Raw genomic sequence first — 13,711 nt, 5'->3', positions numbered from 1 at the left:
AGCTTGAAATTTCCTTTATATTTCTCTAGAAAAATAGCATTTTCCAAAGATAACAAAAATAACCTTTCGAGGGTTATCATCTTCATAGGCCGACTTTCTGTTGCTTTAGGGATCATTGTTTCTCTCATTACGGTAGCTACAGGTTTCGGTTCCAAAAAAGCTATTAAAGAAAGACTGGCAGATTTCAGCGGGCATATTACCGTAAGATCTACGAGATCAAATTCTTCCTACAACACCTCTGTACTGGATAATCAGGGACTGAATATTCCCAAGATTAAAGAAATTCCAGATGTAGAAAGTGTACAGAAATATGCTACAGTAACCGGGATTATGCGTAATGAGCATAATTTCGCAGGGATTATATTTAAAGGAGTCGGAAAAGATTTTGACAGCCTGAGGTTTAAAAAATTCCTTATTGCCGGTACTACTCCGAAAGTAACTGAAATAGGATTTAACAATGGGGTTACCATTTCTCAAAAAATAGCCAATGATCTTCATTTGAAAGTAAAGGACAGTATTGTGACTGTTTTTTCAAAAGCTGATCAAAAACCATTATACAGAAAATTCGAGGTTGTTGGAATTTACAGAACCGATATTAAAATGATTGACGAGCAGTTCGTTATCGGAGGTATTAATCACGTAAGGAAAATTCAGGATATGAAACCCGATGAGATCGGCGGCATTGATATTTTTCTAAAGAATGTAAATGATGTTGACAAAGATTTTCCTGAAATTGAAAAACTGATCGGGTATAAAAACTATGCGGAAAAAGCCACTGAAAAGTTTCCGCAGATTACCGACTGGATAAGCATTTTTGATACTAATATCGCATTGATCATCATCATTATGCTTGTGGTTGTCGTAATTAATATTGTAATGCTTCTTCTGATCCTTATTATTGAAAGAACAAATTCTATTGGTCTTCTTAAAACATTAGGAGCAAGCAATGCGCAGATTCGTGCAACGTTTATTAATTATACACTGATAATCATGATTCCCGGACTTTTATATGGAAATGCTATCGGTATCGGATTATTGCTGCTTCAGAAATTTTTCGGAATCATTAAACTGAATCCTGAAAATTATTATGTGAGCACCGTTCCTGTAGATTTGAACCCAATTGCTATCATTTCAATTTCAGTAGGAATTTTGATTATTTCAGCACTGGCTTTGATTATTCCAAGTTACCTGATCAGTAAAATCTCACCGGTTAAGGCCATCAAATATAATTAAGATAAGATCAACGTTGGATCATGAACAGTGGATTATTAATTAGAAAAATTCACTGTCTGTTATGCAGATCATCATACATACACCATACGGCTAATTTTTAAAGCCTTATCTTTGCACCGCATATAAACCATTTATGAAATACGCAAAAAATATTCTTGAAACGATAGGAAACACTCCACTGGTAAAGCTTAATAAAGTTTTAGGTGAGGATTTTCCAGCATTAGTTTTAGCAAAAGTAGAAACTTTCAATCCTGGTAATTCTGTAAAAGACAGAATGGCTGTTAAAATGATTGAAGATGCCGAAAAAGACGGCAGATTAAAACCAGGCGGAACAATCATTGAAGGAACTTCCGGAAATACGGGTATGGGACTTGCCCTTGCCGCCATCATCAAAGGATACAAATGTATTTTTGTAACCAACTCTAAGCAGTCAAAAGAAAAATGCGACATCCTTCGTGCCGTAGGTGCAGAAGTGATTGTATGTCCTACGGATGTAAAGCCTACCGACCCGCGTTCTTATTATTCAGTGTCTAAAAGACTGGCTAAGGAAACAGAAAACGGATGGTATGTAAACCAATATGACAACTTATCCAACAGAGCGGCCCATTACGAATCTACTGCTCCGGAAATCTGGGAACAGACGGAAGGAAAACTGACGCATTTTGTAGCCGGTGCAGGAACAGGAGGTACCGTAACAGGTTGTGGAACATTCTTTAAAGAAAGAAATCCTGATATTAAAGTAATCGGTGTGGATACGTACGGGTCTATTTTAAAGGAATTCCATGAAACAGGAGAACTTCATTATGATCATGCTTACACCTATATTACGGAAGGAATCGGGGAAGATATCATTCCTGAAAACTACGATATGTCTGTGATTGATCATTTTGAAAAAGTAACGGATAAAGACGGAGCAATCTATGCAAGAAAATTGGCTAAAGAAGAAGGAATTTTCTGCGGATATTCTGCGGGAAGTGCTATTGCTTCTTTGATCCAGATGAAAGATCAGTTCACCAAAGATGACGTAATCGTTGTACTTCTTCATGACCACGGTTCAAGATACGTAGGGAAAATTTACAATGACGAGTGGATGAAAGAAATGGGCTGGCTGGAGTAAAAAGTGCTAAGGTGCTTTTCCTAAACCCTTTACTATAAAATAAAAAATCAGAGCAATTTGCTCTGATTTTTTTATGGTTTAATATTGTCTTTTATTGCTTTTTTGAGCAGATTATAATCCTTGTCATTCATTGATTTTTTAGGAAACATATAATTGAATTTTCCTTCCAGGGAAATAAACTGATCATTGATCTCAAAATTTGTAAAATCTTTCCAGAGGCTATATTCTTCCAGATGATTGATCGCAACGTTTAAAGATTCATTACTCAGTCTGATTTCGTATTTTTTAGAATCTTCAAGCGTTTTTAAATATCTGTACACCTGCTTTTTCCATCTTGAAACTTTATTGATACTCAGGGAAAGATACACCGCACACAGAAGAAAGATAAAACTTAAAAAATATAAGATTCCAACATTCTCCTTACTTAAATTATCTTTCAGCAAAAACACAATCAACAACGCGGTGATTACAATAATCGTTGTGATGGTTTTACTCTTTGTTGTCGGCGAAAAAAACAGACTTCCCTGATTACCGCTGAAATAGATTTCTTCGAAATATTTCCTGTTAGGGGTTAAGGTAATAACCTTTTCGTCACTCATTACTTAGAAAAATTTTGTTAGTTACTTTTAAAGTCTACAAAACTAAACTAAATATCTTCATACTGCGCACTGATCGCAGAAAGTTTATTCATCAGTTCGCGATTCTTCTGCTGCAAGTGTTCCATCTTTTGCAGCATATCATGAATGACTTCCAAACCGGGAATATTAATTTCCAGATCATAATACCAATTCGTAAATTTTTCCAGAGCAGGCAGATCTTCATACATCAGGTACCGGACATTATTTTCAGTTTCTACCCGGAGCAGGCCGTAATCTACCAGTTCATCAAAAAAAGTGATTTCTATATTATAAATTTTTACGAGATCTTCCCGTGATATTCTTTCACTCATCGCCTAGGAATTTTTAAGTTGTTCAAAAAGTTCTTTCTGCTTTTCAGTAAGATTTACCGGCATTTTCACTTCATAAGTGACAAAAAGATCACCGAAGTGGCCTTCTTTTTTGTACACAGGAAACCCTTTTCCTTTTAGCCTTACCGTCATTCCGTTCTGGGTTTCGGGTTTTACTTTAAGGTTTACACTTCCATTCAGAGTGTCTACTTTTACATCTCCACCTAATACTGCAGTATACAGATCAACGGCAACCTTCGTTTTAAGGTCGTCACCTACTCTTTCAAAATCCGGATCTGCCGGAATATTGAATGTAATATAAAGATCTCCATTAGGTCCGCCATTAAAGCCCGGGCTTCCATGTCCTTTTAATTTAATCTGCTGCCCGTCATACACGCCTGCGGGAATAGTAATTCTCACTTTCTTCCCATTAATATCAAAAGTCTGGGAATGGGTGGTAGCTGCATCCCGTAAATTGAGATTTAGCTCCGCATGAACATCCTGGCCTTTGAACTTTCCGGATGCACTTCCTTTTGAACTTCTGCCAAAGCCTCCCCCAGATCCGCCAAACATACTTTGGAAAAAATCTGAAAAATCTTCGCCTTCGCCAAAATTGGCACCGGAATATCCACCGCTATGGTTTTGCCCCTGATACTGTCTTTGCTGCTGCTGTTGGGCTTTTTCATACTCCTCACCATGCTTCCAGTTTTCACCGTATTTATCATATTTTGTACGATTTTCGGGATTGCTGAGCACTTCATTGGCTTCATTAAGCTCTTTGAATTTTTTTTCAGCTTCTTTATCGTCGGGATTAAGATCAGGATGAAGTTTTCTTGCCTGTTTCCGATAGGCTTTTTTGATATCGTCCTGAGTTGCGCTTTTATCTACGCCTAAAATTTTATAGTAATCTATATAAGCCATAGAAAGGTTGTTTACTCAAATTTATGAAATTTAAGCCTGATAATTCTATAACTAAATGTTAAAAATAAACCTATCTTTGATAAAAAGCACCGCATGAAAGAGGTATTACATAACTACGCCGGAATTATATTTTTATTATTGGGAATTACAGTTGGAAGTGTAATCGGTATTGTATCTCCCGGCATTGTAGAGTATATTAAACCTTTAGGAGATATCTTTCTTAATCTTCTTTTTGTAAGTGTGGTTCCATTAGTATTCTTTGCTGTCTCCAATTCTATTGCTTCTTTAGAACAGCAGTCAAAATTTGGGAAAATCATTTTAGTGATGTCTTTCACATTTCTGTTTTTCATCCTGACTGCAGCTATTTTTACGATTTGTGCTGTGTATCTTTTTCCTGTGTCTGGAGTTTCGGGAAGTTCGGGAGCTGTCGTGGAAGCAGCTAATGAAGAAGGCTGGGGAAACAGGATTGTAAGTTTTTTCACCGTAGGAGAATTTACCGCCCTTTTTTCCAGACAAAATATGCTGGCTCTTTTAATATTTGCTTTTATGACCGGTATTTCAGCAAGAAAAGCAGGTGAAAAGGGACAACCTTTCAGGGCTTTCATCGCATCAGGATATGAAGTGATGAAAGAATTACTGCTGTTGATCATGAAGCTCGCACCTATTGGTCTGGGGGCTTACTTTGCATTTCAGGTGGCTACACTGGGACCTCAACTTTTCGGATTTTATGCTAAACCTCTTGGATTATATTATGTTGCAGGAATTATTTACTTTTTTGTATTCTTCACCTTATATGCTTTCATGGCGGATGGACAGAATGGAATCAAAAGTTTTTGGAAAAACGCGGTCTATCCAACCCTTACAGCATTGAGTACCTGCAGCAGTTTTGCCACTATGCCCGCCAACCTTCAGGCCGCATCAAAGATTGGTATTCCGAATTCCATTGCTAACCTCGTGATTCCGATTGGTACCACGTTGCATAAAAACGGGTCGTCCATGTCTTCTATTATTAAAATATATGTTGCTTTTCTTATTATCGGCAGAGATTTTTTTGAGCCTACCAATTTATTGCTGGCATTGGGAATTACTGTTTTTGTAAGTATTGTAGCGGGCGGAATTCCCAACGGCGGATATATCGGTGAAATGCTGATGATTTCCGTGTATAAACTGCCACAGGAAGCTATTCCGGCAGTAATGATCATTGGAACCTTAGTAGATCCACTAGCCACTGTATTGAATGCTGTGGGAGATATTGTGGCGGCGATGTTTGTGAATCGGTTTGTGAAGGTCTGAAATTATTTTCTAAATGAAATTTATGAATCTATTTTTTAAAAGTATTGGTTTATATGACCGTTCAATTCTTAACATTGAAATAAATAAAAGTATACTCGCCGAAAAATTAAAGAAGATAACATACACAACAAACTTAAATTTTTCCTTGATATCAGATTCTGCAATTCCTACCAGGTTTGAGTACAGAGGACAGATTAGCAATACCCATTTTATGATCAGAAGAAGAAAACGCTTTTTCGATATAAATAATATTAATGCTATTATAAATGGTACTTTCTCAGAAGAAATTGGGAACACGTCTATCACACTAGAAATTACGCCTTCTCTCTATCATACTTTACCCTTTATTGTAACAATTATCTTTTGCCTTCTATTCGGTTTTACTTTTATTAATGAAAAAAATATTGAAATAATATGGCCATTAACTATCGCAGTAATTACAAATGTGGGTTATTATTTAGCTTTAAAAAATAATATTAAAAGAAATAAATATGATTTTGAAAGAGAGCTCAATTTTATTGTCCAGAAAGGTAATTAGTATAATATGACGCGAATTATTCACTGCGCTTCACAGGCTCCAGGTTTTCATATTCATCGGGGGTAAAAAGTCTGTATACTACTTTAAATGTCTTTCCCAATGGAGTTTCCAGAGAAAATCCACCCGGACCAAATCCGTCTACCACATCCAGCGTAAAGTGTGAATATTTCCAGTACTCAAACAAATCGCGGTCGATCCAGAATTCATGCTCATTAATGGTTCCTATCATGGCATCATTCATTCTAGGGAAAAATCCACCTTTTTCAAAACATTGTGGCTGGGTGCCTTCACAGCATCCTCCTGCCTGATAGAACATCAGGTCGCCATATTTTTTCTCCAGTTCCCAGATTACTTCAAGCGCTTTTTCTGTTGCGGAGAGTCTTGCTATTTTTGTTTCCATTTCTATTGGGTATTTGTTGGATAATCGCAAAGGCGCTATCTTTTTTATTTTGACACGTTTCTAATGCGAAGGGATTTTTATCTGCGATAAAAATTGAATTGAATAGCGTTATATATTACTTTTTCATTTCATTTTCAAGATGGCCTCAAGAGCTTATTGCTTATTGCTTATTGCTTATTCAAATATAGTACCTTAACTCAATTAGTTTTAGCATTATTAAAGTTAAAAAAAACCTGGCAACTTTATTTTGCCAGGCCTCTTACATTAACCTCAATATATTAATTAGAACCGGCAATATCTAAAACGATTCTGCCATCAATCTGTCCTTTTTTCATTTTATCGAAAACTTCATTGATATCTTCCAATTTGGCAGCGGTTACCGTCGCTTTTACCAATCCTTCATTGGCAAAATCCAATGCTTCCTGCATATCTTTTCTGGTTCCTACGATAGATCCTCTCACGGTAATTCTCTTTAACACCGTTTCAAAAATAGGCAGCTCAAATGAACCTGGAGGAAGCCCGTTCAGTGCGATGGTTCCTTTTCTTCTTAACACATCAATGCCCTGCTTGAAGGCTATTGGAGAGACTGCAGTGATTAATGCGCCATGCATCCCTCCTACTTCTTTATGCAGGTATTTTCCCGGATCTGTATCTTTTGCATTCACCACAAGATCTGCCCCCAGCTTTTTTGCCAGTTCCAGTTTATCATCGGAAACATCAATGGCAGCAACATGCATTCCCATTGCTTTTGCATATTGTACTGCAACGTGCCCCAATCCTCCAATTCCAGAGATGGCCACCCATTCTCCCGGTTTTGTTTCTGTTTCTTTTAAGCCTTTATAAACGGTTACTCCTGCACAAAGAATGGGTGCTATTTCCAGAAAATTGGCATTTGATTTTAAATGCCCCACATATCTTGAATCGGCAATTACATATTCTGCAAAACTCCCATCTACGCTATAGCCGCCATTTTTTTGAGCTTCACAAAGAGTTTCCCAGCCTGTGATACAGTAATCGCAGCATCCGCAAGCACTGTATAACCATGGGACTCCTACAGCATCACCTTCTTTTACGAAGGCTTCGGGGCCACATGCTACTACGATACCGACTCCTTCATGTCCGGGAATCAAAGGCATTTTCGGTTTTACCGGCCAGTCGCCATCTACCGCATGAAGATCGGTATGACAAACCCCACAGGCTATTACTTTTACCAAGACTTCATATCTTCCGGGTGCTCTTACGGGAACTTCTTCGATTTTTAGGGGCTGTCCGTAGCCTTGTACCACTGCAGCCTTCATTGTTTTTGGAATCATAGTTATTTTTTTGAGTTAGTTTTTAATTAAATTAAAAAAGCCTTGTCAAGATTTTGAACCTTGTTAATGCTAATGAAACTTCCTGCTCACCTAAAATAGTTCAGGCAAGGACAAATGGTTGTTCGCGTGAGGGATTGGAAGGGCGGCGAGGAACGAGCCGGTGCGCAATGAAATAGAGCACCGTAACGAAGTGAAGCCCTGGAAAGCCCGACCGTTTTGCCCTGCTATAGCAAGGCAAACGGGCACGCCCTACTATTTAAAATTAAAAGAAACCTAATTTGTTTTTGTTGTACGAAATCAACATATTTTTAGTCTGACGGTAGTGATCCAGCATCATTTTGTGGTTTTCTCTACCGATTCCGGATTGCTTGTACCCTCCGAAAGGTGCTCCTGCAGGGTAAGAGTGGTATTGGTTCACCCAAACTCTCCCCGCCTGAATCTGACGCGGAACATTGTAAAGCTGGTGGGCATCTCTGGTCCACACTCCTGCTCCAAGACCATAAATGGTATCATTCGCGATTTTTATTCCTTCTTCCTCATCTTTGAAGGTGGTGAAGGCAAGCACAGGTCCGAAAATTTCTTCCTGAAAGATTCTCATTCTATTATTTCCTTTGAAGATCGTCGGCTGGATGTAATATCCGTTTTCCAGTCCTTCTCCAACATGATTAACGTCTCCGCCGACAAGGACTTCCGCTCCTTCTTCTTTTCCTAATTTAATGTAGGAAAGAATTTTATCTTTTTGAATCTGAGAAGCCTGCGCTCCCATCATCACGGTTTTATCCAGTGGATTTCCAACCTTGATTGCTTTTACTCTTTCGATTACTTTTGCAATGAAGGCATCTGCAATATCTTCCTGAACCAGCAACCTTGAAGGGCATGTACAAATTTCACCTTGATTTAAGGCAAAAAGAACAGCTCCTTCAATAGCTTTATCTAAAAATGCATCATCTGCATCCATTACTGAGCTAAAGAACACATTGGGAGATTTTCCTCCTAATTCTAAGGTAACCGGTATAATATTTTCTGTCGCATACTGCATCACAAGACGTCCTGTAGCTGTAGAACCTGTAAATGCCGCTTTGGCCACTTTTGGATTGGTTACTAAGGCTCTACCCAATTCTGCTCCGAAACCGTTTACAATATTTATTACTCCCGGAGGCAGTAAGTCGCCAATGATTTCCATTAAAACCATAATAGAGATCGGAGTGCTTTCTGCAGGCTTCAATACAACACAGTTTCCTGCTGCCAATGCAGGAGCCAGCTTCCAGATAGCCATTAATAAAGGAAAATTCCATGGGATGATCTGTGCAATTACTCCCAGCGGTTCGTGAACGATCAGGGAAACGGTATCTTTATCTAATTCGTTGTGAGATCCCTCATCTGCACGGATTACGGAGGCAAAGTATCTGAAATGATCTACTGCTAAAGGTAAATCTGCGGCCAAGGTTTCTCTTACGGCTTTACCATTGTCAACGGTTTCTACAATCGCAAGATATTCCAGGTTCTGCTCGATTCTGTCGGCAATTTTATTAAGAATGATGCTCCTTTCTGTAGAGGATGTATTTTTCCAGGTTTGAAATGCTTTTTCTGCTGCATTTACGGCTAATTCCAAATCTTCTTTAGAGGAATGTGCTGCCTGGGTAAAGTTTTTACCGTCAACGGGTGAAACTACGTCAAAATACTGACCGTTAACCGGTGCTGTAAATTTACCTCCGATATAGTTATCATATTTGCTTTTAAATTCAGGGCGCTGTAAAACGCTGTCTGATTTCTGTTCTGTAATAGTGCTCATATTAGTATAATTTTGTTTTTTCTCTCCAACCAAATTACATTTAACTGAGACAACGGCATAGCAAAATCCTACAAAAAAACATCAAAATCGTACAGAGCTTCAATTTTATCATTTTATTAACAACTGTATCGTATTAAAATTTCTATATTTGAGTAAGAAGGCAACAAAAAATGTTTAGAAATGAATAATAATAAATTTTTATTAAATACTCCTGAAGTAAAAACAGAAAATCAGCTGTTGAGCCTTATTGAAAATCAGACTACCTTCAATCTAAACAACTGCGAATTCAGCATCTATGAAACCCATAAGGCTGCTTTTAATGTAAAACTGCATTTTGAGAATATTGCTTTTACGGCAATGCTCCGTGGTAAAAAACATATGAAACTGGAAAATAAAACGAATTATTTTGATTATTTCCCTGGAGAAAGTGTTTTAGTTTCCCCCGGAGAAACCATGGTCATTGATTTTCCTGAAGCGGATGAAACACCTACCCAATGCATTTCTTTAAGCCTTAATCCTGAATTTATTGAAAATTCTCTTAATTATTTAAATTACAGTTTACCGAAAGTGGATGAAACCTCAACATGGAATCTCCAACTGGATGAATATTTTCTATTCAACAATAAGTCCCTTGTTTCTGCGACCAACAATATCATGAGAATTGCTATGGATGACAATTCACAAAAAGATATCATGGCGGATTTTGCGTTGAAAGAATTGCTTATACGGCTTATGCAAACGCAGGCCAGAAGCATGGTAGAAAAGAATATTGCCAAAAATAAATCGAGGATAGGGTTTGCGGTAGATTATATCAAAAAAAACCTTCATCAGAAACTGTCGATTGAAAGCATTGCCCAACTGGCGTATGTAAGTAAATCTAATTTCTTTAAAATGTTTAAAGATGAACTGGGAACTTCCCCGAATGATTTTATTTTACAGGAAAGAATTAATAAAGCCAAGGAATTATTAGCGGGACAGAACAGCATTAAAGAAACGGCTTACCAGACAGGTTTTTCCGACACCAATTATTTTACCCGCGTATTTAAACAATTGGTGGGCGTTACCCCCAAGAGCTACCAGAATGCTACGATCTTTTTAGAATAAGTAAATATCAACAGCATCGATTTTAGATTATTACCCTCTCTAACTTATGAAATCTCTCATTTGTTTTATCGTATTGTTTGCTGCAGGAAACCAATATCAAGCACAATCCCCTGAAAAATACCAAATTTCACCTGATCTGGAGCAAATCCCTTTATGGGTAAACAATATGCCGGATACTGGCGGCTCAAGAGGAATGGAACTCATTAGTTCTAAAGGATCTGTTACTGCTATATCTAATCCAAGATTAATTGTTCACTCACCTAAAAAACCTAATGGCACTGCTATTTTAGTGATCAGTGGCGGTGGATATTCCCATATTGAACTGGGAAAAGAAAGTACTCCTGCTGCCAGTTGGCTTCAGTCTGAAGGCATTACTGCTTTTGAACTGATCTACAGACTTCCACAGGAAAACTGGAAATCCGTGAATGTTCCTTTTGAAGATGCTCAAAGAGCGATACGGATGATTCGAAATCTAGCTCCAAAATATGGAATTGATCCTAATAAAATAGGAATCTTAGGGTTCTCCGCAGGTGGACATTTAGCCGGAATGACAGCAACGCAACCTGATAAAAAGTTTTATCAACCTGTGGATACTATTGATTCTCTATCAGCAAAACCTAATTTTGCGGGACTCATTTATCCGGTTGTTTCGATGCTTCCTCCTAATAATCATACCCATTCTTTTAAAAGTATTCTCGGGAATACGGCTTCTACAACAGAAGAAACGGCTTACTCTGTAGAAAAACAAGTGAACAAAGCTACTCCGCCCATCTTTTTAGCGCACGCAGTTGATGATCCTATTTCTCCCGTAGATAATAGTGTCTTGCTCTTCCATGCATTACAGAAAGTGAATGTGGTGACTGAATTGCATTTATTTCCGACTGGCGGTCACGGCTGGGGATTGGGTAAAAAGGGCAGTCCTGTAGCTGCATGGCCGGATTTATTTAAAACCTGGGCACAAACTCATGGTTTTTGGAAGTAGAAATCCCCTTAACAACTCATCTATATCATTCTTAATTGGTGACTGAATATACATAACAACGATTTCCATTCTGAAAGTAAATTGTATTGGCAGCAGCTTTATTTCCTGTTTGTATATTCCGTTCCCCATATCCATCCCAAAAATAGAATGAAAAGCCTGTTCCCTATATAATACCCTCTTATTCTTTTTAGACAAAATACCGCTGAAAGCATTGAAATCCTTTTCCGCTTCAATTTTTTTCAACTTACCAGGATTAGCAAAAAAATAGAGCTTCCCATTATCGTTGATATATAAATACCTTCCAACAAGTAGGGAGTATTGAATTTGATTTCCGGAAAATCTTCTTTCTTAAAATTTTTCATTTTTTTCATAAATCTTTTATCAACTGATCCTCACTGCCCAAAATACAGAGGAATAAAAGTAAAAAGAAAATGTAAAATCTTATTCATCGTCTTAATTTTAGAACATGAAAATACTACCACTCTAATTATTATAAAAATACATATTTCATTTAATATCATTCATATTCCCTTACAGGAGTTCATGTTTAGCATACATTTGTTTATAATATTACAAGTTTATATAGTAAAAAGCCCTGCTTGAGCAGGGCTTCAAATTTTAATGATCAGGATAGTATATTAATATCCCGGAAATTGTGAAATCAATGTATTGGTGTTAAGTTCAGCCTGTGGAAGCGGGAAAGCTTTAAACTGAACTTTAGATGGAGTAAGTGCCACCTGTGTCTGAGGATTTACGAAAGAAATCCCGTTTCTTTTCAAATCACTGTATCTGAATCCTTCCAGAAACATTTCCAGGTTTTTCTGCATTAGAATTTCTTGCAACAGATTTGTGCCTGAGCCAGAGTAGCTGTATCCAGTATCTCTATATCCTTTCACCCATGCATTTAACTTCGTAAGAGCATCTGCAGGATTTGTATAATATAAAGCTTCCAACTGATTAAAAACAGCTTCTGTCTTTCTCATCACTACAACGTCTCTGTCTGTTACGGTGTATTTCATAACATCTATAGGTTTAGGATTATCATTCAGAGTCAGAACATATCCGGTATTTCTGTACCATGTTCCTCTTCTGACGTCATTAGTTCCTAATTTATTAAAGAATGTCTGGGTAGCAAAATTCTGCTTGTATCTGCCTACAGAAGACCATGTTGCTGTAATCCCATCGTTATCTCCCGGTAAGTCTAAAGCATTATAATCAATCTGGAAAATTGTTTCAGGATTTCCTTCACCGTCTACTCCAAAGAAATTAGCAACACCTGAGGAAGGTAATAAAGTATACGATGAGTTGTCAAGAACTTTTTGTGCATATGTATTAGCCTGGGCATAGTTTTTCACGGCCAGATAATATCTTGATAGTAAAAGATCAACAGCAACAGCATTAAACTTTTTATTACCATTGTCAGTCCCTATTAAAGAACCTGCTTTCGTTAAATCAGAAAGTATCTGGTCATATACCTGTTTTACACTCGCTCTGGGCAGATTTGTTCCCGGTTTAAAATCCAAAGGAAGTGGAACTCCGACATCCGGATTCGAACCATTAAAATTATCGCTAAACAATGATACCAAAGATGAATATGCCATTGCTCTTACCACGTATGCCTGACCAAATAAATTCTCAGGTGTTCCGGATGTATTTGGATCATCAGGAATTTTTCCTTCATAACTTATAACGAAATTAGCATTGGCTATAATCTTATACAAACTCAACCATAGTGTAGCAATATCAGCATTATTTTGTGTGTAAAAAGTAAGATTGGAATCTCTTGTAGTAGAAAATCTGTTTGAGTTTTTTATAGCAACAAAACCATTATCCGCAAGGAGTTCCTCTAAAGTAGGAATCATCGCTCCGTAAGAATTCAGCGCATCACCATTGGTTTGCGTCTGATAAAGTCCATACAAACCATTTACAGCTGTATTTAATATTTTTTCATTGCTGATGGCCTGATCCAGAGGAAGTGTTACACGCGGCAATTCTTCAGAAAATTCTTGTTTACAAGAACTTAATGTTGCCCCTACCAATACTATTAATAAAATTTTTATTTTTTTCATTTT

At 37.4% G+C, this 13,711-nt stretch carries 14 protein-coding genes; 6 read left to right on the top strand and 8 right to left on the bottom strand.

Annotated elements, in window-relative coordinates:
- Window positions 1–3: 3 nt before the first annotated feature.
- Window positions 4–1,233 carry an ABC transporter permease gene (locus IW15_RS06860; RefSeq protein WP_034710177.1) on the top strand — a complete coding sequence of 410 codons (1,230 nt, stop codon included), beginning with the start codon at window positions 4–6 and terminating at the stop codon, window positions 1,231–1,233.
- 133 nt (window positions 1,234–1,366) lie between these two features.
- Window positions 1,367–2,350 (top strand): PLP-dependent cysteine synthase family protein, encoded by a 984-nt coding sequence (locus IW15_RS06855; RefSeq protein ID WP_034710176.1) that lies wholly within the window; start codon window positions 1,367–1,369, stop codon window positions 2,348–2,350.
- Window positions 2,351–2,421: 71 nt separating this feature from the next.
- Here IW15_RS06855 and IW15_RS06850 read toward each other — a convergent pair whose 3' ends face one another.
- The 3 genes from IW15_RS06850 to IW15_RS06840 are packed head-to-tail and all read right to left on the bottom strand — an operon-like array spanning window position 2,422 to window position 4,217.
- The gene (locus tag IW15_RS06850) at window positions 2,422–2,949 is read right to left on the bottom strand and encodes a hypothetical protein (protein WP_034710175.1); all 528 of its coding nucleotides are present in this window, start codon (window positions 2,947–2,949) and stop codon (window positions 2,422–2,424) included.
- 47 nt (window positions 2,950–2,996) lie between these two features.
- Entirely contained in the window at window positions 2,997–3,299 is a 303-nt protein-coding gene (locus IW15_RS06845; protein ID WP_034710174.1) for a chaperone modulator CbpM, read from the bottom strand.
- A gap of 3 nt (window positions 3,300–3,302) precedes the next feature.
- Window positions 3,303–4,217 carry a DnaJ C-terminal domain-containing protein gene (locus IW15_RS06840; protein WP_034710173.1) on the bottom strand — a complete coding sequence of 305 codons (915 nt, stop codon included), beginning with the start codon at window positions 4,215–4,217 and terminating at the stop codon, window positions 3,303–3,305.
- Window positions 4,218–4,310: 93 nt separating this feature from the next.
- Between IW15_RS06840 and IW15_RS06835 the strand changes: the two genes are divergently transcribed.
- Both IW15_RS06835 and IW15_RS06830 read left to right on the top strand, forming a co-directional pair.
- Window positions 4,311–5,510, top strand: coding sequence for a dicarboxylate/amino acid:cation symporter (locus IW15_RS06835; RefSeq protein ID WP_034710172.1), 1,200 nt, complete (start codon window positions 4,311–4,313; stop codon window positions 5,508–5,510).
- Window positions 5,511–5,532: 22 nt separating this feature from the next.
- A complete protein-coding gene (locus IW15_RS06830; RefSeq protein ID WP_131368516.1) occupies window positions 5,533–6,048 on the top strand; it encodes a hypothetical protein in 516 nt (171 codons plus the stop codon).
- A gap of 16 nt (window positions 6,049–6,064) precedes the next feature.
- Here IW15_RS06830 and IW15_RS06825 read toward each other — a convergent pair whose 3' ends face one another.
- From IW15_RS06825 to IW15_RS06815, 3 genes are all read right to left on the bottom strand, one after another.
- Complete coding sequence (locus IW15_RS06825; RefSeq protein WP_034710170.1) at window positions 6,065–6,448, bottom strand: DUF779 domain-containing protein; 384 nt, start codon at window positions 6,446–6,448, stop codon at window positions 6,065–6,067.
- Window positions 6,449–6,726: 278 nt separating this feature from the next.
- Window positions 6,727–7,761, bottom strand: coding sequence for an alcohol dehydrogenase AdhP (gene adhP, locus IW15_RS06820; protein WP_034710169.1), 1,035 nt, complete (start codon window positions 7,759–7,761; stop codon window positions 6,727–6,729).
- 262 nt (window positions 7,762–8,023) lie between these two features.
- Complete coding sequence (locus IW15_RS06815; protein ID WP_034710319.1) at window positions 8,024–9,553, bottom strand: aldehyde dehydrogenase family protein; 1,530 nt, start codon at window positions 9,551–9,553, stop codon at window positions 8,024–8,026.
- A gap of 180 nt (window positions 9,554–9,733) precedes the next feature.
- Between IW15_RS06815 and IW15_RS06810 the strand changes: the two genes are divergently transcribed.
- Window positions 9,734–10,657 (top strand): AraC family transcriptional regulator, encoded by a 924-nt coding sequence (locus tag IW15_RS06810; protein ID WP_034710168.1) that lies wholly within the window; start codon window positions 9,734–9,736, stop codon window positions 10,655–10,657.
- 46 nt (window positions 10,658–10,703) lie between these two features.
- Window positions 10,704–11,639, top strand: a complete 936-nt coding sequence (locus IW15_RS06805) for an alpha/beta hydrolase (protein WP_084681377.1) — start codon at window positions 10,704–10,706, stop codon at window positions 11,637–11,639.
- On the opposite strand, the gene IW15_RS06800 is transcribed toward IW15_RS06805, so the two are convergent.
- Window positions 11,598–11,882: a hypothetical protein gene (locus IW15_RS06800; RefSeq protein WP_034710167.1), complete on the bottom strand. Its 285-nt coding sequence runs from the start codon at window positions 11,880–11,882 to the stop codon at window positions 11,598–11,600. The genes IW15_RS06805 and IW15_RS06800 overlap by 42 nt on opposite strands.
- A 395-nt stretch (window positions 11,883–12,277) precedes the next feature.
- Window positions 12,278–13,708, bottom strand: a complete 1,431-nt coding sequence (locus IW15_RS06795; protein ID WP_034710166.1) for a RagB/SusD family nutrient uptake outer membrane protein — start codon at window positions 13,706–13,708, stop codon at window positions 12,278–12,280.
- Window positions 13,709–13,711 lie beyond the last annotated feature (3 nt).

Source organism: Chryseobacterium soli, assembly GCF_000737705.1.
Lineage (GTDB): Bacteria > Bacteroidota > Bacteroidia > Flavobacteriales > Weeksellaceae > Chryseobacterium > Chryseobacterium soli.
This window is presented reverse-complemented; position numbering and strand designations above follow the sequence as displayed.

Coding starts and splice junctions, on each gene's coding strand:
- IW15_RS06855 (WP_034710176.1), top strand. CDS start 1,367: ATGAAATACGCAAAAAATATTCTTGAAACGATAGGAAACACTCCACTG.
- IW15_RS06850 (WP_034710175.1), bottom strand. CDS start 2,949: ATGAGTGACGAAAAGGTTATTACCTTAACCCCTAACAGGAAATATTTC.
- IW15_RS06845 (WP_034710174.1), bottom strand. CDS start 3,299: ATGAGTGAAAGAATATCACGGGAAGATCTCGTAAAAATTTATAATATA.
- IW15_RS06840 (WP_034710173.1), bottom strand. CDS start 4,217: ATGGCTTATATAGATTACTATAAAATTTTAGGCGTAGATAAAAGCGCA.
- IW15_RS06835 (WP_034710172.1), top strand. CDS start 4,311: ATGAAAGAGGTATTACATAACTACGCCGGAATTATATTTTTATTATTG.
- IW15_RS06830 (WP_131368516.1), top strand. CDS start 5,533: ATGAATCTATTTTTTAAAAGTATTGGTTTATATGACCGTTCAATTCTT.
- IW15_RS06825 (WP_034710170.1), bottom strand. CDS start 6,448: ATGGAAACAAAAATAGCAAGACTCTCCGCAACAGAAAAAGCGCTTGAA.
- adhP (WP_034710169.1), bottom strand. CDS start 7,761: ATGATTCCAAAAACAATGAAGGCTGCAGTGGTACAAGGCTACGGACAG.
- IW15_RS06815 (WP_034710319.1), bottom strand. CDS start 9,553: ATGAGCACTATTACAGAACAGAAATCAGACAGCGTTTTACAGCGCCCT.
- IW15_RS06810 (WP_034710168.1), top strand. CDS start 9,734: ATGAATAATAATAAATTTTTATTAAATACTCCTGAAGTAAAAACAGAA.
- IW15_RS06805 (WP_084681377.1), top strand. CDS start 10,704: ATGAAATCTCTCATTTGTTTTATCGTATTGTTTGCTGCAGGAAACCAA.
- IW15_RS06795 (WP_034710166.1), bottom strand. CDS start 13,708: ATGAAAAAAATAAAAATTTTATTAATAGTATTGGTAGGGGCAACATTA.